Source organism: Pseudomonas sp. 2995-1 (assembly GCF_002742505.1).
GTDB lineage: Bacteria > Pseudomonadota > Gammaproteobacteria > Pseudomonadales > Pseudomonadaceae > Aquipseudomonas > Aquipseudomonas sivasensis.
Genome location: NZ_LJSA01000356.1, coordinates 111563 through 134704, shown reverse-complemented (window position 1 = coordinate 134704; position 23142 = coordinate 111563). Strand labels below are relative to the sequence as shown.

At 59.1% G+C, this 23142-nt stretch carries 22 protein-coding genes; 14 read left to right on the top strand and 8 right to left on the bottom strand.

Annotation, left to right across the window (positions count from 1 at the left end; all coding sequences use genetic code 11):
- Positions 1–114 precede the first annotated feature (114 nt).
- Positions 115–594: a glycine zipper domain-containing protein gene (locus tag AOA61_RS16215; RefSeq protein WP_032884954.1), complete on the top strand. Its 480-nt coding sequence runs from the start codon at positions 115–117 to the stop codon at positions 592–594.
- 66 nt (positions 595–660) lie between these two features.
- On the opposite strand, the gene AOA61_RS16210 is transcribed toward AOA61_RS16215, so the two are convergent.
- The 3 genes from AOA61_RS16210 to AOA61_RS16200 form a co-directional block, all read right to left on the bottom strand.
- Entirely contained in the window at positions 661–1092 is a 432-nt protein-coding gene (locus AOA61_RS16210; protein WP_032884953.1) for a thioesterase family protein, read from the bottom strand.
- Between the two features lie 23 nt (positions 1093–1115).
- Positions 1116–3053: an ATP-dependent DNA helicase RecQ gene (locus AOA61_RS16205; RefSeq protein ID WP_099602142.1), complete on the bottom strand. Its 1938-nt coding sequence runs from the start codon at positions 3051–3053 to the stop codon at positions 1116–1118.
- A gap of 224 nt (positions 3054–3277) precedes the next feature.
- On the bottom strand, positions 3278–4453 hold the full coding sequence (locus AOA61_RS16200) for a tetratricopeptide repeat protein (protein WP_099602141.1): 1176 nt from the start codon (positions 4451–4453) through the stop codon (positions 3278–3280).
- A gap of 257 nt (positions 4454–4710) precedes the next feature.
- Between AOA61_RS16200 and AOA61_RS16195 the strand changes: the two genes are divergently transcribed.
- From AOA61_RS16195 to AOA61_RS16185, 3 genes are all read left to right on the top strand, one after another.
- Positions 4711–5124: a hypothetical protein gene (locus AOA61_RS16195; protein ID WP_178075197.1), complete on the top strand. Its 414-nt coding sequence runs from the start codon at positions 4711–4713 to the stop codon at positions 5122–5124.
- A gap of 269 nt (positions 5125–5393) precedes the next feature.
- Positions 5394–5750, top strand: a complete 357-nt coding sequence (locus AOA61_RS16190) for a DUF1493 family protein (RefSeq protein WP_095186348.1) — start codon at positions 5394–5396, stop codon at positions 5748–5750.
- Positions 5751–5859: 109 nt separating this feature from the next.
- On the top strand, positions 5860–6723 hold the full coding sequence (locus AOA61_RS16185) for a DMT family transporter (protein ID WP_241150151.1): 864 nt from the start codon (positions 5860–5862) through the stop codon (positions 6721–6723).
- A gap of 57 nt (positions 6724–6780) precedes the next feature.
- Here the strand turns inward: AOA61_RS16185 and AOA61_RS16180 are convergent, their stop codons facing one another.
- Positions 6781–8322, bottom strand: a complete 1542-nt coding sequence (locus tag AOA61_RS16180; protein WP_099602139.1) for a phosphoenolpyruvate carboxykinase — start codon at positions 8320–8322, stop codon at positions 6781–6783.
- 179 nt (positions 8323–8501) lie between these two features.
- On the bottom strand, positions 8502–9404 hold the full coding sequence (hslO, locus tag AOA61_RS16175) for an Hsp33 family molecular chaperone HslO (protein WP_032884948.1): 903 nt from the start codon (positions 9402–9404) through the stop codon (positions 8502–8504).
- A 126-nt stretch (positions 9405–9530) separates the two neighbouring features.
- Here hslO and AOA61_RS16170 point away from each other — a divergent pair, with 126 nt between their 5' ends.
- Positions 9531–10334: a phosphatase PAP2 family protein gene (locus tag AOA61_RS16170; protein ID WP_099602138.1), complete on the top strand. Its 804-nt coding sequence runs from the start codon at positions 9531–9533 to the stop codon at positions 10332–10334.
- Between the two features lie 63 nt (positions 10335–10397).
- On the opposite strand, the gene AOA61_RS16165 is transcribed toward AOA61_RS16170, so the two are convergent.
- Positions 10398–10805 carry an RNA-binding S4 domain-containing protein gene (locus tag AOA61_RS16165; protein ID WP_032884944.1) on the bottom strand — a complete coding sequence of 136 codons (408 nt, stop codon included), beginning with the start codon at positions 10803–10805 and terminating at the stop codon, positions 10398–10400.
- Positions 10806–10921: 116 nt separating this feature from the next.
- Between AOA61_RS16165 and AOA61_RS16160 the strand changes: the two genes are divergently transcribed.
- From AOA61_RS16160 to rimK, 3 genes are read left to right on the top strand one after another with little or no spacing between them, the layout of a single operon-like run.
- Positions 10922–11701: an EAL domain-containing protein gene (locus AOA61_RS16160; protein ID WP_099602137.1), complete on the top strand. Its 780-nt coding sequence runs from the start codon at positions 10922–10924 to the stop codon at positions 11699–11701.
- 46 nt (positions 11702–11747) lie between these two features.
- Positions 11748–12197: an ATP-dependent zinc protease gene (locus AOA61_RS16155; RefSeq protein WP_177326413.1), complete on the top strand. Its 450-nt coding sequence runs from the start codon at positions 11748–11750 to the stop codon at positions 12195–12197.
- On the top strand, positions 12194–13099 hold the full coding sequence (gene rimK, locus AOA61_RS16150) for a 30S ribosomal protein S6--L-glutamate ligase (RefSeq protein ID WP_003171022.1): 906 nt from the start codon (positions 12194–12196) through the stop codon (positions 13097–13099). Before AOA61_RS16155 ends, rimK begins: the two co-directional genes overlap by 4 nt.
- Before the next feature lie 140 nt (positions 13100–13239).
- On the opposite strand, the gene AOA61_RS16145 is transcribed toward rimK, so the two are convergent.
- Positions 13240–14553, bottom strand: coding sequence for an ATP-binding protein (locus AOA61_RS16145; RefSeq protein WP_032884939.1), 1314 nt, complete (start codon positions 14551–14553; stop codon positions 13240–13242).
- Positions 14554–14669: 116 nt separating this feature from the next.
- Positions 14670–15410, bottom strand: coding sequence for a two-component system response regulator OmpR (gene ompR, locus AOA61_RS16140; RefSeq protein WP_015373500.1), 741 nt, complete (start codon positions 15408–15410; stop codon positions 14670–14672).
- Positions 15411–15766: 356 nt separating this feature from the next.
- Here ompR and AOA61_RS16135 point away from each other — a divergent pair, with 356 nt between their 5' ends.
- From AOA61_RS16135 to tauC, 6 genes are all read left to right on the top strand, one after another.
- Positions 15767–18103: a Tex family protein gene (locus tag AOA61_RS16135; RefSeq protein ID WP_099602136.1), complete on the top strand. Its 2337-nt coding sequence runs from the start codon at positions 15767–15769 to the stop codon at positions 18101–18103.
- Positions 18103–18486 carry a PaaI family thioesterase gene (locus AOA61_RS16130; RefSeq protein ID WP_099602135.1) on the top strand — a complete coding sequence of 128 codons (384 nt, stop codon included), beginning with the start codon at positions 18103–18105 and terminating at the stop codon, positions 18484–18486. The genes AOA61_RS16135 and AOA61_RS16130 overlap by 1 nt, the downstream gene beginning before the upstream one ends.
- 214 nt (positions 18487–18700) lie before the next feature.
- Complete coding sequence (gshA, locus tag AOA61_RS16125) at positions 18701–20284, top strand: glutamate--cysteine ligase (RefSeq protein WP_099602134.1); 1584 nt, start codon at positions 18701–18703, stop codon at positions 20282–20284.
- 250 nt (positions 20285–20534) lie between these two features.
- Positions 20535–21512 carry a taurine ABC transporter substrate-binding protein gene (gene tauA, locus AOA61_RS16120; protein ID WP_099602133.1) on the top strand — a complete coding sequence of 326 codons (978 nt, stop codon included), beginning with the start codon at positions 20535–20537 and terminating at the stop codon, positions 21510–21512.
- Between the two features lie 13 nt (positions 21513–21525).
- The gene (gene tauB, locus AOA61_RS16115; RefSeq protein ID WP_032884932.1) at positions 21526–22305 is read left to right on the top strand and encodes a taurine ABC transporter ATP-binding subunit; all 780 of its coding nucleotides are present in this window, start codon (positions 21526–21528) and stop codon (positions 22303–22305) included.
- Positions 22302–23138 (top strand): taurine ABC transporter permease TauC, encoded by an 837-nt coding sequence (gene tauC, locus AOA61_RS16110; RefSeq protein ID WP_032884931.1) that lies wholly within the window; start codon positions 22302–22304, stop codon positions 23136–23138. Before tauB ends, tauC begins: the two co-directional genes overlap by 4 nt.
- The last annotated feature ends 4 nt before the right edge of the window (positions 23139–23142 follow it).

The following is a 23142-nucleotide window of genomic DNA, read 5'->3' as shown; positions in this document are numbered from 1 at the left end:
TTAAAAACAGTAACTTAGAGGATTGTGTACAACTCGTGTTACTGGTCGGAATTCTATTGTCACAATGTCAATACAGCCTCAGGATCGCGCCGTCATCCTCTTGAGGTTTCCCGAATGAAGTTCTCCTCGATTCTCTTGTTGTCCCTTGGCCTGGTCAGTGGCGCAGCCATGGCCGGTGGCACCACCGAAGCCGGTGTAGGCGGCGCATTGGGCGGGGTTCTAGGTTCTGTCGTCGGCCAGCAGTTGGGCGGCAACACCGGTTCGACCATCGGCGCGGCCCTCGGTGGCGCAGGTGGTAGTGCGGTCGGCGCTGACAAGCGCAGCCGTGGCGAAGCCGCTATTGGCGGCGCCCTGGGCGCAGCCGGCGGCAACGTCGTAGGCCGCAGTGTCGGCGGTAGCACAGGTGCACTGATCGGCTCGGCTGCAGGCGGTGGCGCGGGCGGTGCACTGGGCAACTACATGGGCAACAAGAGCGATGACGATGATCGTCGTGATCGTGGGCGCGACAACCGTCGCTATGACCGTGATGACCATCGCGGCCGCGGCCATGCCTATGGGCATCGCAAGAACAAGCATCACTACCGTCACCGGTAATCTCTAAAAAACGCCGCGAAACCAATGTGAGAGCACGCTTGCACCCTCTCACATTGGTTTTTGCCGTCAGACCACCAACCGCTGCAGCGCCTCGCGCAACACTCCCGGAATGGTCACCGGCTGATTCGACCCCCGATCCACAAACACATGCACAAAGCGCCCCGCCGCGCAGGCTTCCTCTTCGCCGGTCTTGAACACCGCCAACTCATACTGCACTGAGCTATTGCCCAACTTGCCCACTCGCAAGCCGATGTCGATACGCTCGGGAAAGGCAATCGACGCGAAGTAATCGCACGCCGAACTCACCACGAACCCCACCACTTCGCCGCCATGAATATCCAGCCCGCCCTGCTCAATCAGGTAGGTATTCACCGCCGTGTCGAAAAAGCTGTAGTAGGTGACGTTATTCACGTGACCGTACACATCATTGTCGTGCCAGCGCGTGATGATCGGCTGGAAGTGAGGGTAATCGGCACGCTGTGGCACTGAATCAGGCATGGGCACCTCTGGTGAAAGTGGGTTTACAGGTCATTCAAATGGACTTCGGCCCAACTGCGTACTTCGGCATAGGGATAGTCTTCCAGCGCAGCAAAACCGGGAATGCTCCGCGCCTTCAGCTTGGTAAACAACGGCACACTGATACCCCCGAGAAAGCGCGTCAGTCGCTCGGCACCCGGCAGTTGGCCCGTGTGCTCATGATGCCTGTGGATAAAATCACCGCACAGCTCCATGAAATTTTTATCCACAAGCGGCGGCAAGCCCGGCGGTGATGGCAGGTGCGCCACATGGCCGTGACAGACCGAGCAATGTCCGCAGCGATGGGGGGCTTTTTCATCACCAAAATAATGGGCCAAGCGCTGGCCCAAGCAATGATCGGTGGCGAACAGATCGAGCATGGCGTGAATCCGCGCCACTTCTGTCACCTCGTGGTGCTTGAAGCCTGTGTATAACTCGGCGCTTAACACCTGTGGATCAAATTCGATATTCAGCAGGCTGTAGACCTCAGTCATCTGCTTGCTTTCCAGCTCGATCAGGCCTTGCTCCTGGAAGTAATCCAGCGCCTTCACCACACGATTGCGCTCGGCATTGTGCTGCTGATACAGCGCGTCGAAATCCACCGTCGCCCAGGTCTTAGCACGCTTGCACACTTGAATAATCGCCGCGACAAACTGCTGCCGCTCACCGGAAAACCGCGCCAGTAACGCTTCGGGCTCAATCAGGTATTTGAAGCGGTATTCGGCATAAAACGCGTAGCGCGGCGCGATCACGCCTTTGAGCTCCAACTGCACCAGCAGGGTCTTGAGTGGCAGCTCGCGGATATTGCTGTGGTCCGACAGCGACCTCAGTAAAAACTCCCACTGCCCTTCACTGCGCGCCGCCTGCAAATCCTCCAGCACCCGGCGGATCCCCTCCTGCTCAGGCGTGTCACCGTACACAAAGTTTTCCAGCACATTGAGGCTGTCACGGTTGGCCAACACCAGGCAGTCCGACGGCTGCCCATCACGCCCGGCGCGGCCTATCTCCTGGCTGTAGTTCTCGATGGATTTGGGCAGGTCAAAATGCACCACATTGCGGATGTCACTCTTGTCGATGCCCATGCCAAACGCGATGGTGGCGACAATGCAATTGGAGCGCCCGCCCATGAAGCGCTGCTGGATACCCTCACGTCTGTCGTGGGGCAAGCCGGCGTGATACGCCTCGGCCTGTATGCCATTGCGGTTCAGATGCTCGGCAATATGCTCGGCGGTTTTTTGCAGGGTGACGTAGACGATGCTCGGCTGGTTGGCCCGTTCGCTCATCCACTGCACCAGGCGACGGCGTTTGTCCGCGCCGCTGACCGGTTCGACCAACAGGTTCAGGTTCGGCCTATAGAACCCCGTAGTCACCACATCACCCGGCGCTATGGCGAACTTCGCCTGCATATCGGCAATCACCTTGGGCGTGGCTGTAGCCGTCAGCAGCAGCGCTTGTGGGATCTTGAACTGACGCTGGTAGTCCGGCAGCTTCAGGTAGTCCGGGCGAAAGTTATGGCCCCACTCGGAAATGCAGTGCGCCTCGTCCACCACCAGCAGAGAGATCTGCACACTTTGCAGGAAGTTGCGGAAGCGCTCGTTCTTCAAGCGCTCCACGGAAATCATCAGGATTTTCAGCTCACCGGAACGGGCGCGGGCCATCACGTCATTGGCGTCGTCACGACTCTGGGCCGAATCGATACTGCCCGCCGAAATGCCATGGCGTTGCAAAAAGCCCAACTGGTCCTGCATCAGTGCCAACAGTGGCGAGACCACCAGCGTCAGGTGCGGCAGCAACACTGCTGACAGCTGATAACACAGGGATTTACCCGACCCAGTAGGGAAAATTGCAGCCGCCGAACGACCGGCCAGAACGGCGCTGACCGTTTCTTCCTGACCCAAACGAAACTGTGGATAACCAAAGACCTGCTGGAGGGTGTCGTGCATAGGCTGTCACTCCATTGACCGCTGAAGGTGGCTTAAAAACGTAGCCCAGTAAGCTCAGCGGATCGAGAAAGGTCGCATGGAAAAAGAGACAGGATGATACACAGGCTGGGAGATGGCCCAGGGCCGAAGTGGGAATAACCTGATGATGCAGTAGGAAACACACCGATCCAAATGTGGGAGGAAGCAAGCACCTCCCACATCTTTAGAACTGCGCTATAGCTGAATCAGCGGTTCTGCACCCGCTCAATCGCCGTGTCATACACCGGGTTGGCTTTCTGTTCCTTGGCCAACTGGTAGTGACGCAGCGCATCCTGGAACTGCCCCGCCGCTTCGTAGATCCGCGCAATGTTGTAGTAGGCACCTGCACGCACGGTCGCAGCATTGGCGCCGGTGGCAAGGGCGATAGCCTTGCGGTTGGCCCAGATCGATTCAGCAGTGTTACCAGCCTTTTGATACGCCAGGCCGAGGTTGCCGTAAGCCTTGCCGAAGCTGTTATCCAGATCGATGGCCTGACGGAAGTAGTCAATCGCCTGATCCAGATTGCCTGCCTGGTAAGCCGCTTCACCTTTCAGGTTCAGCTTCTTCGCATCAGTCTGTACGGAAGAGCTAACGGTGACTGCGGTGACCGCGACGCTGTCATCCAGCAGCGGTTTGACTTCGTTCAGCACATTGGCGGCATTCACTGTCACACCACTGAAGGTGTTGATGTCCTGGAAGTCGCCGCTGCCGGTCATGCGGAACACCGTCCACAGGTTGCCGCTGCGGTTCTTAGGCACGTAGTAGGTACGCACCAGCGATTGGCCCATGTACACGAACACCTTGGCTTCGCTGTCGGACAACTGGCGCGAGCCTGGGTTGCCGCCATTACTGTAGTCGTGCACGGCATAGACGTAGCTTTCGCCGTAGTGCTTTTTCTGCAGAGTGATGGTTTCCGGGCCGTAGCTGTCGGTGTCATCCACATCCAACTCGGCGTCGGTACCCTTCTGGTTCTCGAAATAGATGTTATTGCCGGGGAAAATCATGTGGGAGTCGAGGTCACTCGGGGTCTTGCCCCAGGTCAGCACCACACGCAGGCCATCGAGGTTTTCCATCACCGGGCTGATGGCGTAGGTCATGCCCGCGCATGGGCACTTCACCACCAGGTTGGAGTAGCCGGGCTTCTTGATGATCAGCAGGTTGCTCGCGTCATCGGCGGCCTGACTGGTCAGCGTCACTTGGCCCTGGGCGTTGGTGCGACCCACCACATTCTGCGCGCCGTTGCGTTGCAGCAGCACTTCGGCGTCGGCGATTTTCTGATCCTTGACCACGGCGCTTAGCACTTCAATCGGCAACTGTTCGGCCTGGACGGAAAAAGCCAACGCACACAATGACATCGCCGAAGCGACACGAAGCAAACCCATGCTTAACTCCCTTTAAGTAGTGGGCGGAAATCGCCCTACAAGATTTTGCGGTGAAACATACGCTTAATTCAGGCCACTGGCGGAGTTTTTGTAGAAAATGTGATGCCAAGCCACAAATGCCTGAAACAGTCGTAGGAAATTTCCACAGGTCACGACATCTCCTTCCCAAACTGCTCCAGACACCCGCTTAACCCTCTACAGAAGTTACCCGTCGCTGAATGAAAATAGCGCGGCCTCAACTTTCCCGGCAGAAACCTGTGAACATCGAAAGGACTCAATACATTGGCCACTACGGCATCACCTTCGCGGTGATTCGGTTTAGCGTTCTACCCGCCCATCGACAAACACTGGCAAACCTCTGTCTTTTGGAAGCAGGCACCCGCGCAACTGAAGTTCGCTATCGGCTGGCGGATCTCTACGGAAAAATGCTACCCGGTCATTTGCCTTGCAAAATGACTGTCGCAATCGCTAAGCCGCTGAACCAGCAGCAGGCAGATTTGCTCAATGAACGCGGGCCCCTTATCGCTCTAACGTTAGCGGGACTTTTCAGTGCGCCAATTCACCCGTTTTCAAAACCAATAGCGCGCGCCGCTGCCACCCCTGTGGGTGCGATCACCAAAAGTATTATTCGCAGCTATCCCCTCGAAGCCATGGAATGTCAGAAGCCATGACTATCTGCGTTCAAATTGTCGCCTTTGTGGCGCTATACCTTGTTTTGAATCACCAAATCACAACCCCAATACTCAGAAAGCGATTTGCTATCACGTTGCTCGCGACAGGCGTTACGTTGGCATTCCTACTACCCTACGTAGCAGTAATCCTTAAAATGCCCCTCCTGCCTGTATTCCTATTCTTGATAGGCTTGGCACTCTTCATCACCCGAAACAAATTCCGCTTGAAACGCGACCTCCCTCTTCACCCACTCCTGCGTGCCCCCACCATGAACCTCGCCCCCGACTTCCCCGAAGACCCCGTCATGCAGCAACTCCTGCAACTGCTGCACGAAGAAATCGGCCTGCCGAAACACAAGACTATCCGCCTGCAAACCTCACTCAATTTCGACCTGGGCTGTGACGGCAGTGAAGCCAAGCAACTGATGGAAGCGCTGGAGCAGGAATTCGCACTCGACCTGGGCGACTACGACACTTATCGTTACTTCAACCCGCCGGTCTTTGATGTGTTCCTCAAGCGTCGGGCCAAGGGGCGCGGCAACAAGGTTCCACTGACCATCGGCATGCTCTATCTCGCCATCAAGACTCACAGCTGGGACACGCAGACGCTGGAAAACCTGAGCTAACACGCAGCCCCCTGTAGGAGCCCGGCTTACCGGCGATGGCGGTCTTGAGGTCGCCATTGCCGGCAAGCGGGGCTGTTAAAGGAAATTGAGTCTTCAGAAAGGACGATACATGGACGTAACAATGGGCCTGCTGGCCGCCCTGCTCTGGGGTGGCACGGATTTCCTCGTGGGCCTCAATGCCCGGGCTGTCGGCGTTAAACGCGCCGTTTACTTTGGCCAGGCGCTCGGCTTCCTGATCATGACCTTGCTACTGGTCATGTTGCCGACCTTTCTCTTCAAATCCCTCGACGCCCCGCTAAGCGTCTGGCTGCTGGGCATCGCAGCCGCGCTGCTCACCGTGTCCGGCGCTCTCGCGCTGTCCAAAGCCTTCGCCATGGGCAAAGCCGCGATCGTTGCACCACTGGTGACATCGTACGGCGTGGTCACTACCTTATTGTCCTGGGCCAGCGGCGAGCACATCAGCCTTATACAACTCGGTTGCATTGCCCTATGCGTCATCGGCGTGATCCTCTCCAGCATCCACAAGGACAACGGCGTACCCCACAACAACCCCCGCCTATCCATCGCCTACGCCATGCTCGCCGCACTGTTGTACGGCGCCAGTTTCTGGCTGCAAGGCCGCTACACGCTGCCCGCGTTGGGACCGATCACCATGCTTTGGTTGGGTTATCTGGTGGGCGTGTGCGTACTGGTAATGATGGTGCTGAAGATCAAAGATGGCCTAAAAATCCCGCCACTGAAAAACTGTGCGACGCTGACCGGCGCGAGCTTGATGAACCTCGGCGGGTTCTCGGCGTTTTCATGGGGTGCGATGGCGGGGTCGGTTTCGGTGGTGACGGTGATCAGTACGTTGTCAGGTGGGATTGCGGCGATTCTGGGGTTTGTGTTTTTCAAGGAGCGGCTCACTGCGGTGCAGGTGCTGGGGGTTGTATTGGTATTGATCGGAGCAGTAGTTCTGCACATCGCCGACTGACCTTTCGCGCATAAAAAAGCCGCCCACAAGAGGCGGCTTTTTCACAACACGCGAATCTTACAACTTAGGACCCGCAGCCTTGATCGCATCGCTCACTTCAAACTTCTTGAAGTTCTCGATGAACAGCCCCGCCAGCGCCTTCGCTGCTACATCGTAAGCAGCCTTGTCAGCCCAGGTGTTACGTGGGTTCAACAGGCCGGTTTCAACACCCGGTACGGCCAATGGCACGTCGAGGTTGATGGTGTCGAGGTGTTCGGTTTCAGCACCGATCAACGCGCCGCTCTGGATCGCTGCGATCACACCGCGAGTGGTCGGAATGTTGAAGCGCTTGCCAACGCCGTAGCCGCCGCCGGTCCAGCCGGTGTTGACCAGGTAGACCTTGGAGCCGAAGCCGCGGATGCGCTTGATCAGCAGCTCTGCGTATTCGCCGGCTGGGCGTGGGAAGAATGGCGCGCCGAAGCAGGTGGAGAACGTCGACTTGATGCCGCTACCCGATCCCATCTCAGTCGAACCCACCAATGCGGTGTAGCCGGACAGGAAGTGGTAGGCCGCTTGTTCTTCGCTGAGGATAGACACTGGTGGCAGTACGCCGGTCAGGTCGCAGGTCAGGAAGATCACTGCGTTTGGCTCGCCGCCCAGGTTCTTCTCGGAACGTTTGGCAACGTGCTCGAGCGGGTAGGCGGCGCGGCTGTTCTGGGTCAGGCTCACGTCGGCGTAGTCGGCGTGCTTGGCGTCGTCGATCACGACGTTTTCCAATACTGCGCCGTGCTTGATGGCTTTCCAGATAACCGGCTCGTTCTTCTCGGACAGGTCGATGCATTTGGCATAGCAACCGCCTTCGATGTTGAACACCACGCCTTCGCCCCAACCATGTTCATCGTCACCAATCAGGTAACGGCTTTCGTCGGCCGACAGGGTGGTTTTACCGGTGCCGGACAGGCCGAAGAACAGGGTCACGTCGCCCGCTTCGCCGATGTTGGCGGCGCAGTGCATCGGCAGTACGTCGGAAGCCGGCAGCAGGAAGTTCTGTACCGAGAACATGGCTTTCTTCATTTCACCGGCGTAACGCATGCCAGCGATGAGTACTTTTTTCTGTGCGAAGTTGAGGATCACGCAACCGTCGGAGTTGGTGCCATCACGCTCTGGCACGCACTCGAAGTTAGCCACGTTGAGCACTTGCCATTCGTCACGGCCGGCTGGGTTGTACTGGGCCGGGTTGATGAACAGGCAACGACCGAACAGGTTCTGCCAGGCAGTCTGGGTGGTCATTTTCACAGCCAGGTAGTGGTCTTCGGCAGCCCCTACGTGAACGTGGGAAACGAAGTGCTCTTGCGCGTTGTTGAAAGCCTCGACGCGAGCCCACAGGGCATCGAACTTGTCGGCCGGGAACTTGCGGTTGATCGGGCCCCAGGCGATGGCGTCCTGGGTGGAAGGCTCTTCAACGATGAAACGGTCGACCGGCGAACGACCGGTGCGATGACCGGTTTCTACGACCAGTGCGCCAGTATCGGCAAGCACGCCTTCACCGCGCTGCAGGGCTTCTTTGACCAGATCGTCAACACTCAGATCGGTGTATACGGCGTTATTGGCTTGCGTCATGAGGTTCCCCGTCGGCCTATGGCCGAGTGCTCCAAACGTTTTGTAGTAGAAAGTTGCGCACTACTACCGCGAAAAAAGTGGGCCGGATTATGCCAGAAAAGCCCAAAAAGAGTAGGGCCCTCCCGTCAGAACACCTCTAATCCGGCATTTGTCAGGTGATTTACCTGTGCTTAAACGTTTTAGTGGCGGGTGTCGGATGGCGTGTCGATGCCTGCGCCAGCGAACAATTGAGTGACATCGGCAGCATCGAACAGGTAGCGCTGGTTGCAGAACTGGCAGTCGATCTCAATATTGCCACCGTGTTCCACCACCAGATTTTGCGCATCTTCGAGACCCAGGCTGACCAATGCGCTACCTGAACGCTCGCGGGAGCAACTGCAATGGAAGCGCAAGGTTTGCGCGTCGAACAGGCGCACAGGTTCTTCGTGGTAGAGGCGATGCAGGATGGTTTCGTTGTTCAAGCCCAGCAGCTCTTCGGCTTTCAGGGTGTCGGCCAGAGCGATGGTGTGCCGCCAGCTTTCAGCGCGATCGTCGTCGTCCTTGATGCGGTCGGCCGGCAATTGCTGCAACAGCATGCCACGGGCGCGTTTGCCGTCTGCGTTGAGCCAGAACTTGGTGCCGACTTGTTGGGACATCACGAAATAGTTAGTGAAGCAATCCGACAAGGTTTCGCCGTCGAGGTCGACGATGCCCTGGTAACGCTGGCCAACGGTCGGGTCGACGGTGAGCGCCAGGACGCCGTTGGGCATCAGGTCCGCCAGCATGGCGTCCGGGGCAATCAGGTCGGCGTCATAACGGGCCAGGCCGCGGATTTCACGTTCGCTGGAGCACTCGATCATCAGCAGCGGGATCGGGCCTTCGGAGCGGGCCTGCAGGATCAGCAAACCGTCAAACTTCATGGTGCCGACCAGCAACGCCGCAGCGGCCATCAGCTCTCCAAGCAGTTGCGCGACCGGCTCAGGATAGGGGTGCTTGGCGAGGACTTCGGCGTAGCTGAGTTCCAACGAAACCATTTCGCCGCGGGCGTCGCTCTCGTCGAAGATGAAGCGTTGGGTGAAGTCGGTATCCGGTAGATCAGTCATAGGTCTGGGTATCTGAATTGATGACAAATTGATTACAAGGTTTATAGAATTAAACGCTTTAGCACCGTTTTGGTGCGAATTTCTCCTGGAAACAGAGAGTTTAAATAGAGCGAAGAGGGACAGTTTATGAACAATCCGGGTTTGTTCCAAGCCAAGTGGAACCTCCGGCGATGGGCTCTGTGCAATCTACTCGCTATCACGCTGCTGTGTTTTTGGCTGTGGCCCACGGGCCAGATGCTCTGTGTGATTTTCGACGAGTGGCTGTTTCATCTGCTCAATGACCCTCTGGCAACCAACGCAACGTGGCTGCACATTTGGGCCGTGGCCAGTTTGCGACCGTTTGATGCGGTGGTCGGGGTGATCCTGCTGTCGCTGCTGGTTCGCGGCGAATGGGTGTTCAAGGCCGTGCAGGTGCGTCAGGCGCTGTTAGGTTTTGTCGGCATTTTGTTGCTGCTGTTGTTTATCCGCATGCTGTTTTCCAAACTTGCGGCACAGATGGGCTGGCAGCACAGCAGCCCGTCGATGGTGATCGGCGGGGCCATTCAGATGAGTGATTACTTTCCTGGCCTGGAGAAGACCTGGGAGCTGAAGGACCGTTCGAGCCAAAGCTTCCCTGGGGATCATGCGTCTGTGCTGTTGATTTGGGGGATGTTTATGACGGTGTTCGCCAAGCGCATCGGCCAAGTGCTGGTGATCTGGGGCCTGGCGCTGTTGTTTATGATGCCGCGGCTGGTGGCAGGTGCGCATTGGGGGCAGGACGATTACATCGGCGGAGTGCTGCTGGCGCTGTTGGCGTTGGGCTGGGGGTATTACACGCCGTTTGCGGCAAAGGTGTCGGGCGCTTTGTTACACGTGACGACGCCGATCTTCGGGTTACTTGGCAAGCTGCCGGTGATCGGAGGATTGAGCGTCGTGCGCACATCCCCTTAACGCTGCAGGCCGAATAAGCGAGGGGGCTGGCTCCCTCCCTCATTCGGCTGGGGTTCTGCGCAATCAGTCATCACTGCCACTGCCGCGAAACTTGAAGAGGTCGCGGCGTTGCTTCTTGCTCGGCTTACCATCGGTGGTCAGGCCTGAAGCCCCCGCCTTGCGCATCGCCGCAGCATTTTCGCGCTTGGCGATGCTAGCGTCGGTCTCGGTGTAGAGCGCCTGAGCTTCAGGTGCGCCACGACGCACGATGGAAAGTGCTTGGACCACAATGGTCTTTTCATCAAAACCGGTACGAATCTGAAACTCATCGCCGACGCGTGGCTCCTTGCCCGGCTTGCAGCGCTCGCCACGATGGTGCACCTTGCCACTCTCTATCGCCGCCTTGGCCAGGGCACGGGTTTTATAGAAACGCGCGGCCCACAGCCACTTGTCCAGGCGAACCTTTTCTTCCTCTTCCTGCTTTTGAGCCACTTGAATTCCTCGCTCTGAAAAATGTCGCAACTTTACCGTTGAAACCCTTCGACGCATAAACCTCAAGGCTCACCTAAGATACGCCAGGTAGCACCCTGTTTTCGCGAGGATACGCCGTGACCGACTTTCCCACTTCACTCACCTCGCCTGACCAGCGCTGCGCAGGCTGCCAGCAAAGCGAGCCCCTGGGTTTCGATTTTGCGTTTGCCTACCAGCCTATCGTAGACCTTCGGGATCATTCGATTTTTGCCCACGAAGCCTTGGTGCGCGGTACACAAGGCGAAGGTGCGTTGTCGGTGCTGAACCAGGTTAACGAAAGCAATCGCTACCGCTTCGACCAACGCTGCCGCACCCAGGCAATTGCCGGCGCAGCAGCCATGGGGATGCAAACCCATCTTTCCATCAATTTCATGCCCAACGCCGTGTACCGTCCGGAGTTGTGCATCCGCAGCACCCTGGAGGCGGCTCGCGCGCACAATTTCCCGCTGAACAGACTGATTTTCGAGACGCTGGAAAGCGAGCATGTAGATAACTATCGCCATTTGACGAATATTCTGCGTGAATACCGCGAATTCGGCTTCAAGACCGCCATCGACGATTTCGGAGCGGGCTATTCGGGGCTGAATCTACTGGCCGATTTCCAACCTGACTTGATCAAACTCGACATGGCTCTGATCCGCGATGTGGACCAGGATCGTGTCCGTCAGGTGATCGTCCGGGGGATTGTCACAATCTGTGAGCAGTTGAACGTTACTGTCATCGCCGAAGGCATTGAAAGTGCCGGAGAGCGAGACTTTCTGTCTGACTGTGGAATATTTCTCATGCAAGGCTACTGGTTCGCCAAGCCCGCATTCAAAGCCCTGGCCGAGGTTTCACCGATAGCTTGGGCTAATTGACCGGTTACCCATATTGAAGACATTTGACCATTTGACCGTTGTGGGTCTGCGTGAGTGGGTGGCACTTCCCGACTTGGGAGTGGCAGGCCTGCGCGCGAAGATCGACACAGGTGCCAGCACCTCAAGCCTGCACGCCACCGATATCGAACCCTTTGAGCGCGACGGTGAGAAGTGGGTGCGCTTCACTGCGCATCTGGGCAGTGTTGTGCAACTGCGCCACCGCCGCTGCGAAGCGCCTTTGGTGACGATGAAAACCATCAAGAGCTCCAACGGCCATGCGCAGGTGCGCTATGTGATCAGCACCACCCTGGCGTTGGGTGATCGGGTATGGCGGGTGGAGTTCACCCTGGCCTGCCGCAAGGCTATGCGTTACCGCTTGCTGCTGGGTTCCAAGGCGCTGATTGACGGCCAGTTGGTGGTCAACCCCGGCATCAAGTACGTTCAAGACAAGCCGGTGTTCCCGGTCTCTACTATTTCTGCCCCAGGTGCTGCATGAAGATTGCTGTGCTGTCGCGAAACCCGCGTCTGTATTCCACCCGCCGCCTGGTCGAGGCCGGCACCGAACGTGGCCACGAAATGGTGGTGATCGACACGTTGCGTGCCTATATGAACATTGCCAGCCACAAGCCGCAGATCCATTACCGAGGCAAACCGCTGGAAGGCTTTGATGCCGTAATCCCGCGGATCGGCGCTTCGGTGACGTTTTATGGCTGCGCGGTGCTGCGCCAATTCGAGATGATGGGGGTGTTCCCCTTGAACGAGTCCGTGGCTATTGCGCGCTCGCGGGACAAATTACGTTCGCTGCAACTGCTGTCGCGCCGGGGGATCGGCCTGCCGGTCACCGGGTTTGCCCACTCACCCGATGACATCCCGGACCTGATCGAGATGGTCAACGGCGCGCCACTGGTAATCAAGGTACTGGAAGGCACACAGGGCATTGGCGTAGTGCTGTGTGAAACCGCAACCGCGGCGGAGTCGGTGATCGAGGCGTTCATGGGCCTCAAGCAGAACATCATGGTGCAGGAATACATCAAGGAGGCAGGGGGTGCGGATATCCGCTGCTTCGTGGTGGGCGACAAGGTAATTGCGGCGATGAAGCGCCAGGCCAAACCTGGAGAGTTTCGCTCCAACCTGCACCGCGGCGGCAGTGCCAGCCTGATCAAGATCACCCCTGAGGAGCGCATGACCGCGCTGCGGGCGGCCAAGGTGATGGGGTTGGCCGTGGCGGGGGTAGATATCCTGCGTTCGAACCACGGGCCGCTGGTGATGGAAGTCAATTCATCCCCGGGCCTGGAAGGTATCGAAACCACCACTGGCAAAGATGTGGCGGGGATCATCATTCAGCATCTAGAGAAGAATGGTGGGCCGAATATGACCAGAACCAAGGGCAAGGGCTGATAAAACGCAGTATGTGGCACACGTAAACCAAATGTGGGAGGGGGCTTGCCCCCGATAGCGGTGGATCAGCCAGCTTATTGGTAGCTGACCCACTGCAATCGGGAGCAAGCCCCCTCCCACATTTTGATCTGCGTTGTTTGTTAGACCGCGTCTCTGGGCAACATCAAGCCCAATGGCAAACGCACCCGCGCCTCAAGGCCGCCGCCTTCGCGATTACGCAACTCAACATTGCCACCATGCATCGAGGCAATTCGTCGCACGATCGCCAGCCCCAGCCCCGTGCCTTTGCCACCGCGTGCACGGTCCCCACGAGTAAACGGGTTGAAGATACCCTCCAGTTCCGCCGGGTCGATCCCCGTGCCACGGTCCATCACACTCAGCACCACATAAGGTGCGGCGCTGTCGCCCGAAACGTACGCCGCCACTTCCACATCAGAGCCGGCGTGATGCAAGGCGTTGCCAATCAAATTGTTCAACAGGCGCTTCATCGACACACGTCGCAACGCAAACGGCTGGATCGGCTCAAGGCGCATCCGTACCTGTTCGCCGTTCTGGTTATAGGGCGCAACCACCTCGCGCACCAAATCCGTCAGGTCGACTTCCTCAACCACCTCATCGCGGCCATCGCGGATAAACGCCAGAAACTGATCGAGAATCGCGTCCATATCCTCGATATCGCGGACCATGTCGTCGGTCAGATCGGTATGGTTGTCCATCAACTCCAGGGACAGTCGCAAGCGTGTCAGCGGCGTGCGCAGGTCGTGAGAGACACCGGCCAGCATCAACTCGCGTTCGCGCCCGGCCTGTTCGACATCCTCTGCCATCTGGTTGAACGCGCCGTATACCTCGGTCATTTCACTCGGTGTATCGCTGACCGGCAGGCGCACGCTACGCCCCTGACCCAATTGCCGGGCGGCGAACACCAATCGTTTAAGGGGTTGGTTGAGCTGGCGCACAAAGATCCACGCGGATGCTGTGGAAAGCAGCCCGATCGCCAAAAACCAGCCCAACACGTTCCAGATCTTCTGCCCCCGCAAAGGATGAGGGTACAGCGGTACTTTCAGCCAGTCCTCACCCAGGCTCGGCGCACGTACCCACAATGCAGGAGACACATGCATACGCAGCCGTACTTCGGTGTCTTCACCCAGTTCGGCCTGCATTTGGCGCTGGTAAATCTCGCTATAAGGCCAATGTTGCTCGCCTTCCGGCACACCTGCACCCGCCACGCGTACCAGAGTGGCGGCCTTGGCAATCTTCTCGCGGTTCTCGGGATCGGCGGCCCAATAGGCGCGCAGCGTCAAAGCCACACCGTGGCTGTACTGTCGATCCACCAGCACATCTTCGTTCATCAGCAGATAAACCAGCGTGAGCGCTTTGGAAAACAGAACGACGATCAGCACCAGCCAAAGGGTGCGGGAGAAGAAACTTTGTGGGAACCACAGCGGGGTTTTCATAGATGAAAGCTGGACACCTTGCAGGAACGAGCGGCGCTCGCAGAATTGCAGACGCCGGGCATCCCGTCGACCCTCATGGAGTCAAACGCCAGGATGCCCGCCCTGCAAATCATCGATCACTTGGTTGCGGTGCCATCCGGCACAAAGACATAACCCACGCCCCAGACAGTCTGGATATACCGTGGCTTGGAAGGGTCCGGCTCGATCATCCGGCGCAGACGGGAAATTTGCACGTCGATGGAGCGCTCCAGGGCGTCCCATTCACGACCACGAGCCAGGTTCATCAGCTTGTCGCGTGTCAGCGGCTGGCGAGCGTTCATCACCAGCGCCTTGAGCACGGCGAATTCGCCGGTGGTGAGCATGTGCACTTCATCGCCGCGCTTGAGTTCGCGGGTCGCCAGCGACAGTTCGTAGTCGCCGAAGGTAACGCTTTCGTCTTCGCTGCCTGGCGCGCCCGGTACTGGCGGTGCCTGACGGCGCAATACGGCTTTGACCCGCGCCATCAACTCATCCGGATTGAAGGGTTTGGCCAGGTAGTCATCGGCGCCCAGTTCAAGGCCCTTGATGCGGCTCAGCTCATCGCCCTTGGCGGTGAGCATGATGATTGGAATCTGATTGTTCGCGCCGCGCAGGCGTTTGCATGCGGTCAGGCCATCTTCGCCTGGCAGCATCAGGTCGAGTACGACCAGGTTGAATACTTCGCGCCCCAGGAGGCGATCCATCTGCTCGGTGTTCGGCACCGCGCGGGCACGGTAGCCCTTGGAATTGAAGAAACGCTCCAGCAGGCTGCTCAGCCCTGGATCGTCATCAACGATGAGAATTTTTTCGCCTTCAGCAGTTTGTGCAGTGCTGCTCATTAGATGCTCCTCTTATCTCGGCGCGCATTATGGCGTAGCTGTCGTTATACGCACCGTGTGCATTGTTAGCAGATTTTTCCTCAACTGCCAGCAAACCCGCGCCCTACAACCACCCGCGCAGTAGCCCTCAAGGACAAAACGCTGGTTATAATGCGGCGCCCTCATACAGGGCGACGTCAGATCGTTACCTTTTTACTGCCAAGCTTTTTTACCCGCTTGTCGCGATTTTTCCGATTTCGAGGGTCAATAGGCTGCCTCTTGACCCAGGCAGCGGCGCCAGTCGGGCCGCTCAACCAGCTGCGCAAGGCCTTGTTTTCCGGGCCTGCAAGCTGCTTCTAAGAATTTCAGGTGGTTTTATGGACAGCATCAACAGCCGCATCGCCGAGGAACTCGGTGTACGCCCACAACAGGTCGAAGCGGCCGTCGCTCTACTGGATGAAGGCTCCACGGTGCCCTTCATCGCCCGTTACCGAAAAGAAGTGACAGGCAGCCTCGACGACATCCAACTGCGTCACCTGGAAGAGCGCCTGCGCTACCTGCGAGAACTCGACGAACGGCGTATCAGCATCCTCGCCAGCATCGAGGAACAGGGCAAGCTGACCCCGCAGCTAGAGCGCGACATCAAGCTCGCCGACACCAAAACCCGCCTCGAAGACCTTTACCTGCCCTACAAACAAAAGCGCCGCACCAAGGGCCAGATCGCCCTCGAAGCCGGCCTGGGCGAACTGGCCGACGGCCTGTTCAACGACCCGTCGCTGACCCCGGACACCGAAGCCGCGCGCTTCGTCAACGCTGAAAAAGGCGTTGCCGATGTCAAGGCAGCCCTCGAAGGCGCCAAGTACATCCTCATGGAGCGCTTCGCCGAAAACGCCAGCCTTCTGGAAAAACTGCGTACCTACCTCAAGCAGGAAGCCATCATCAGCGCTCGCGTCATCGCCGGCAAAGAGGAAGAAGGCGCCAAATTCCGCGATTACTTCGAACACGACGAACCGCTCAAGAGCATGCCGTCCCACCGTGCACTGGCGATTTTCCGTGGCCGCAACGAAGGCATTCTCAGCTCCGCACTCAAAGTCGGCGACGAGCTGCCGGGCACCATGCACCCGTGCGAAGGCATGATCGGTCAACAATTCGGCATCCAGAATCAGAATCGTCCTGCTGATAAGTGGCTCGGTGAAGTAGTGCGCTGGACCTGGAAGGTCAAGCTCTACACCCACCTGGAAACCGACCTGCTGGGCGAATTGCGCGACGGCGCCGAAACCGAAGCGATCAACGTCTTCGCCCACAACCTGCACGACCTACTGCTGGCCGCACCAGCCGGCCCGCGCGCCACCCTGGGCCTCGACCCGGGCCTGCGCACCGGCTGCAAGGCCGCCGTGGTCGATGCCACCGGCAAGCTGCTGGACCACGCCACCGTGTACCCGCACGTGCCGCATAACAAGTGGGACCAGACCCTCGCGATTCTGGCCGCCCTGTGCGCCAAGCATTCGGTGGACCTGATCGCCATCGGCAACGGCACCGCCAGCCGTGAAACCGACAAGCTTGCCGCCGAACTGATCAAAAAATACCCAGCCATGAAGATGACCAAGGTCATGGTCTCCGAGGCGGGCGCTTCGGTGTACTCGGCGTCGGAACTGGCCTCCAAGGAATTCCCGGACCTCGATGTGTCGATCCGTGGCGCGGTATCCATCGCCCGTCGCCTGCAGGATCCGCTGGCCGAACTGGTGAAGATTGACCCTAAATCCATCGGTGTCGGCCAGTACCAGCACGACGTGTCACAGCTGAAGCTGGCGCGTGGCCTGGATGCGGTGGTGGAAGACTGCGTGAACAAGGTTGGCGTGGATGTAAACACTGCCTCGGTCGCGCTGTTGGCCCGTATCTCCGGCCTGAACACCACGCTGGCGCAGAATATCGTCACTCACCGAGACGAAAACGGCGCGTTCAAAACCCGCGCCGCGTTGAAAAAGGTCGCTCGACTGGGCGAGAAAACCTTCGAGCAAGCCGCCGGTTTCCTACGCGTAATGAACGGTGACAACCCGCTGGATTCCTCGGCCGTTCACCCGGAAGCATATCCGCTGGTGCAACGCATCGCCGCCGAGACCGACCGCGACATCCGTTCGCTGATCGGTGACGCTGCGTTCCTCAAGCGCCTGGACCCGAAGAAGTACACCGACGAAACGTTCGGCGTACCGACCATCACCGACATCCTGCAAGAGCTTGAAAAGCCTGGCCGCGACCCACGTCCTGAGTTCAAGACCGCCGAGTTCCAGGACGGCGTCGAAGACCTCAAGGACCTGGAGCTGGGCATGATCCTGGAGGGTGTGGTGACCAACGTGACCAACTTTGGCGCGTTTGTGGACATCGGCGTGCATCAGGATGGTTTGGTGCATATCTCCGCACTTTCGGAGAAGTTCATTAAAGACCCACGTGAAGCGGTGAAAGCCGGTGATGTGGTCAAGGTCAAGGTCATGGAAGTCGACATCCCGCGCAAACGCGTTGGTCTGTCGATGCGTATGAGCGACACCCCCGGCGAGAAAATTGACGGTGCCCGTGGCGCACGCCCAGGCTCGGCGCCGCGCCAGTCGCAGAACCGTTCCGAAAGCAGTCAACCGCGCAAGGAAACCGCAACCGCAGCGCCAAGCAACAATGCCATGGCCTCGCTGTTCGCCAACGCCAAGCAGTTGAAGAAACGTTGATGGAAATCTCGGCCGGTTTGACTCAGAGCGCCTTCAGCGAACTGATCGGCTGCCGCCTGCAACGCCTGGAAGAAGGCGTTGCCGAGGTGGCCCTGACCCTGGAGCCGCACCTGCGCAACCGCGCGGGCAAGCTCCATGGCGGGGCGATTTTCAGCCTGGTAGACATCACCATGGGGCTGGCCTGTTCCAGTTCCCATGGTTTCGACCAGCAGAGCGCGACCATCGAGTGCAAGATCAACTACATCCGCGCCGTGGAAGACGGGGATGTGCTGTGCACCAGCCGTGTGATTCACGCCGGCCGGCGCACCCTGGTGGTCGAAGCCGATGTGTATCAGGAGGAACGACTTGTCGCAAAAGCACAGGGCACCTTCGCTGTCCTATAGCTCACCACCCACGATTTGAGTTAATTTCGGCGCTGCGATAACGGCGTCGGAATTTTCCTGCTGCGCTATGGCCCAATTCATGGAGTGAAGTAGGCTTTTTTACCGCGGGTCAAATCGACTCACAACCAGGCGATCACGCCAGTTTTAACTTCACCCTTGTAGACCGTCCTGCCCACCCCCATATTGGGGCGACTGACGCGTGAAGGAATCCAACTTGAGCGAACTTCTCAACCGCCGCCTGGCTCTGCTCGGCAAGCGCGAACACCTCTCCCTGCTAGAGCAGTGCCTGCATGGCATCGAGCGTGAGTGCCTACGTGTCACGGGTGAAGGTCGCCTGGCGCAAACGCCGCACCCGGAAGCCCTGGGCGCCGCGTTGACCCACGAACAGATCACCACCGACTACTCAGAATCGCTGCTGGAGTTCATCACCCCAGCCCTGCCCAACCCGGCCGATACCCTGAGCAGCCTGGACAAGATCCACCGCTTTGCCTACACCAAGCTGGGCAGCGAATACCTGTGGAGCCCCTCGATGCCGTGTCCGTTGCCGGCCGAGGAAGATATTCCGATTGCCTACTACGGCACCTCCAATATCGGACAGCTCAAGTACGTGTACCGCAAGGGCCTGGCCCTGCGTTACGGCAAGACCATGCAGTGCATCGCCGGCATCCACTACAACTTTTCCCTGCCGGAACAGTTGTGGCCGTTGCTCAAGGAAACTGAAGGGTTCGTCGGCACCGACCGCGACTATCAGTCCACGGCTTACATCGCGCTGATCCGCAACTTCCGCCGTTACAGCTGGCTGCTGATGTACCTGTTCGGTGCCTCACCGGCCCTGGACGCGGGTTTCCTGCGCGGTCGCTCGCACCAGCTGGAAGTGCTCGACGCCGACACCCTCTACCTGCCCTACGCCACCAGCCTGCGCATGAGTGACCTGGGTTACCAGAGCAACGCCCAGGCCGGCCTGACGCCGTGCTACAACGACTTGGCGAGCTACACCGACAGCCTGCGCGAAGCGGTGGCAACACCCTACGCGCCTTACGTCGAAATCGGCACGCACAAGGACGGTGAGTGGGTACAGCTCAACACCAACATCCTGCAGATCGAAAACGAGTACTACTCCAACATCCGCCCCAAGCGCGTGACCTACACCGGTGAACGACCAATCCAGGCGCTGGTGGCACGCGGCATTCAGTACATCGAAGTGCGTTGCCTGGACATCAACCCGTTCTTGCCGATGGGCATCGACCTGCCCGAGTCGCGCTTCCTCGACGCGTTCCTGCTGTACTGCGCGCTGAACGACAGCCCGTTGTTCGCCAACAACGCGTGCGGCAATGCCACCGCCAACTTCCTCAGCGTGGTCAAGGAAGGTCGCCGTCCGGGCCTGCAATTGCAGCGCGACGGCGCGCCGGTGGACATGAAGGAATGGGCCACCGAGCTGTTGGAGAAGATTGCACCGTTGGCCGCCCTGCTCGATCAGAGCCATGGCATCAGCGAGCACAGCCAGGCGCTGGACGCCCAGCTTGCTAAGGTCAACGACCCATCGCTGACCCCTTCGGCGCAGGTACTGGCCGCGATGGCCGAGCGCAAAGAGAGCTTCGCGCAGTTCTCCCTGCATCAGAGCGAGTTGCATGCCGAGCATTTCCGCCGTGAGCCGTTGCCCGCAGAAGAGCAGGCGCGCTTTGAGGACCTGGCGCGCAAATCGCTGGCGCAACAGGCGGAGCTGGAGCAGAACGAAGTGGGCGATTTTGATGTGTTTGTGGGGTCGTACCAGGCCAGCATTCTCGCCATCAGTAACTAATTGAAGCCGAACCCGGCTCAAAATGTGGGAGGGGGCTTGCCCCCGATAGCAGAGCGTCAGTCACCCATCAGTGGCTGAGCTACCGCCATCGGGGGCAAGCCCCCTCCCACATTTGCCCTCATCAAGCTCAAGACTTGCTTCAACCTTTCCCCACATAAGCTAATTCGAAAATGTTATTTATTTTCGGATTCTTAGATCATTTAGTCTCCTCTCACGCCGACCCTCGGCCGCCTGATTGAGGAGCTTCCCCTTGAAACTTTTAACCCCCCTGCGCCTCTTGGCGGCGTTGTCCCTGGCCGGTGCCAGCCTGTTTGCCCAGGCGGCGGATGTGACCATCGCTTACCAGACCACCGTGGATCCGGCCAAAGTCGCCCAGGCCGACGGTGCGTATGAAAAAGCCACCAACGCCAAAATTGATTGGCGCAAATTCGACAACGGCGCCGACATCATTGCCGCCATCGCCTCCGGTGACGTGCAGATCGGCTACCTCGGTTCCAGCCCGCTGACCGCCGCGATCACCCGCAAAGTGCCAGTGGAAACCTTCCTCGTCGCCACCCAGATTGGCGGGGCCGAAGCCCTGGTGGCGCGCAACGGTTCGGGGATCAACAGCCCCCAGGACCTGATCGGCAAAAAGATCGCCGTGCCCTTCGTCTCCACTGGCCACTACAGCCTGCTGGCCGCACTCAAGCACTGGAACATCGATCCGTCGAAAGTGACCATCCTCAACCTCGCACCGCCGGCGATCATCGCGGCCTGGAAGCGCGGTGATATCGACGCCACCTACGTGTGGGATCCCGCGCTGGGCGTGGCCAAGGAAAACGGCAAAGTGCTGATCACCTCTGGCGAGCTGGCCAAGTTCGGCGCGCCAACGTTCGATGCGTGGATCGTGCGTAAGGATTTTGCCGAGAAGCACCCGGAAATCGTCACGGCCTTCGCCAAAGTCACTCTGGATGCCTACGCCGCCTACCGCAAAGACCCACAAGCCTGGCTCGCCGACAAAGGCAACATCGACAAGCTGGTGAAGCTATCCGGCGCTAAGGCCAGCGATATCCCGCTGTTGTTGCAAGGCAACGTCTACCCGCTGGCCGCTGACCAAGTGACCCTGCTGGGCGCCCCGACTACCAAGGCCGTGACCGATACGGCTGCGTTCCTCAAGGAACAAGGCAAGGTCGACGCCGTGCTGCCGGACTACGCGCCTTACGTCAGCGCCAAGTTCATTACTAACTGAGGAGTTCATCGCGATGGCCTTGCTACAACTGGAGCGCATCAGCGCACAGTACCCAGGCGCCCCGGAACCGGTACTGGCGGATATTTCACTCGACCTTGGGCCCCAGCAATTGCTGGTGGCCCTCGGGCCGTCCGGCAGTGGCAAGACCTCGCTGTTGAACCTGATTGCCGGTTTTGTCGAACCTTCTGCCGGGCGCATTACCCTTGATGGCGTGCCGGTCAAAGGCCCCAGCGCCGAGCGTGGCGTGGTGTTTCAGGACGATGCGTTGCTGCCCTGGCAGGATGTGTTGGCCAATGTCGGCTTCGGCCTCGAATTGGCCGGCGTACCCAAGGCCCAACGTGAAGTACGTGCCAGGGAAATGCTCGCGCTGGTGGACCTGGCGGGTTTCGACAGCCGCCGTATCTGGCAGCTCTCCGGCGGCCAGAAGCAACGCGTCGGCCTCGCGCGCGCCTTGGCGGCAGACCCGCGTGTGCTGCTGATGGACGAACCCTTCGGCGCCCTCGATGCCTTCACCCGCGAACAGATGCAGGAGTTGTTGCTGCAAGTCTGGCGCCGCACGGCCAAGCCTGTGTTCCTGATTACCCATGACATCGAAGAAGCCGTGTTCCTCGCCACTGATTTGATCCTGCTGGCGCCCAACCCAGGCCAGATCGTGGAACGCCTGCACCTGGACTTCGGCCAACGCTATGCGGCGGGTGAATCGGCGCGGGCGATCAAGTCCGACCCGCGCTTTATCGAGACCCGCGAACACGTGCTGGGCAAAGTGTTCTCCCAACGGCAGGTGTCCGCATGAGCAGCTACGAACTTCCCGCCACCGCCGCCAAGCCGGTGACGCACGCGGTCATTGCGGTGCGCCGCAGCTTAAGCACACGCTGGATCAGCCTGCTGACACTGGCCGCGCTCCTGGCAATTTGGTGGGGGGTGACCGCCACCGGTTTGATCGAACCGCTGTTCCTGCCACCGCCGTCCGCCGTGCTGCAAAAAGGCTGGTTGCTGGCGACCACGGGCTATATGGACTCCACTCTGTGGCAACACCTGGGCGCGAGCCTCAGCCGTATCGGCCTGGGCCTGGGCTTCGCGGTGCTGACCGCCGTGCCGGTGGGCATCGCCATCGGCTCCAATCGCATTGCCCGAGGCATTCTCGACCCGCTGATCGAGTTCTACCGACCGATTCCACCTTTGGCCTACCTGCCGCTGATTGTGATTTGGTGCGGCATCGGTGAGCTGTCTAAAGTGCTGCTGATTTACCTCGCGATCTTCGCACCGATTGCCATCGCCACCGCGACCGGCGTACGCACCGTCGACCCGGCCAAATTGCGCGCCGCGCAGTCGTTGGGCGCCACCCGCGCCCAGCTGATTCGCCATGTGATCCTGCCAAGCGCCCTGCCTGACATCCTCACCGGCGTGCGCATCGGACTGGGTGTGGGCTGGTCGACCTTGGTCGCTGCCGAGCTGATCGCCGCCACAAGCGGCCTGGGCTTTATGGTGCAGTCGGCGGCGCAGTTCCTGGTCACCGATGTGGTGGTGCTGGGGATCCTGGTGATCGCTCTGATCGCCTTCGCCATGGAAATGGGCCTGCGTGCCCTGCAGCGTAAGTTAGTGCCTTGGCATGGCCAGGCACATTGAGTGA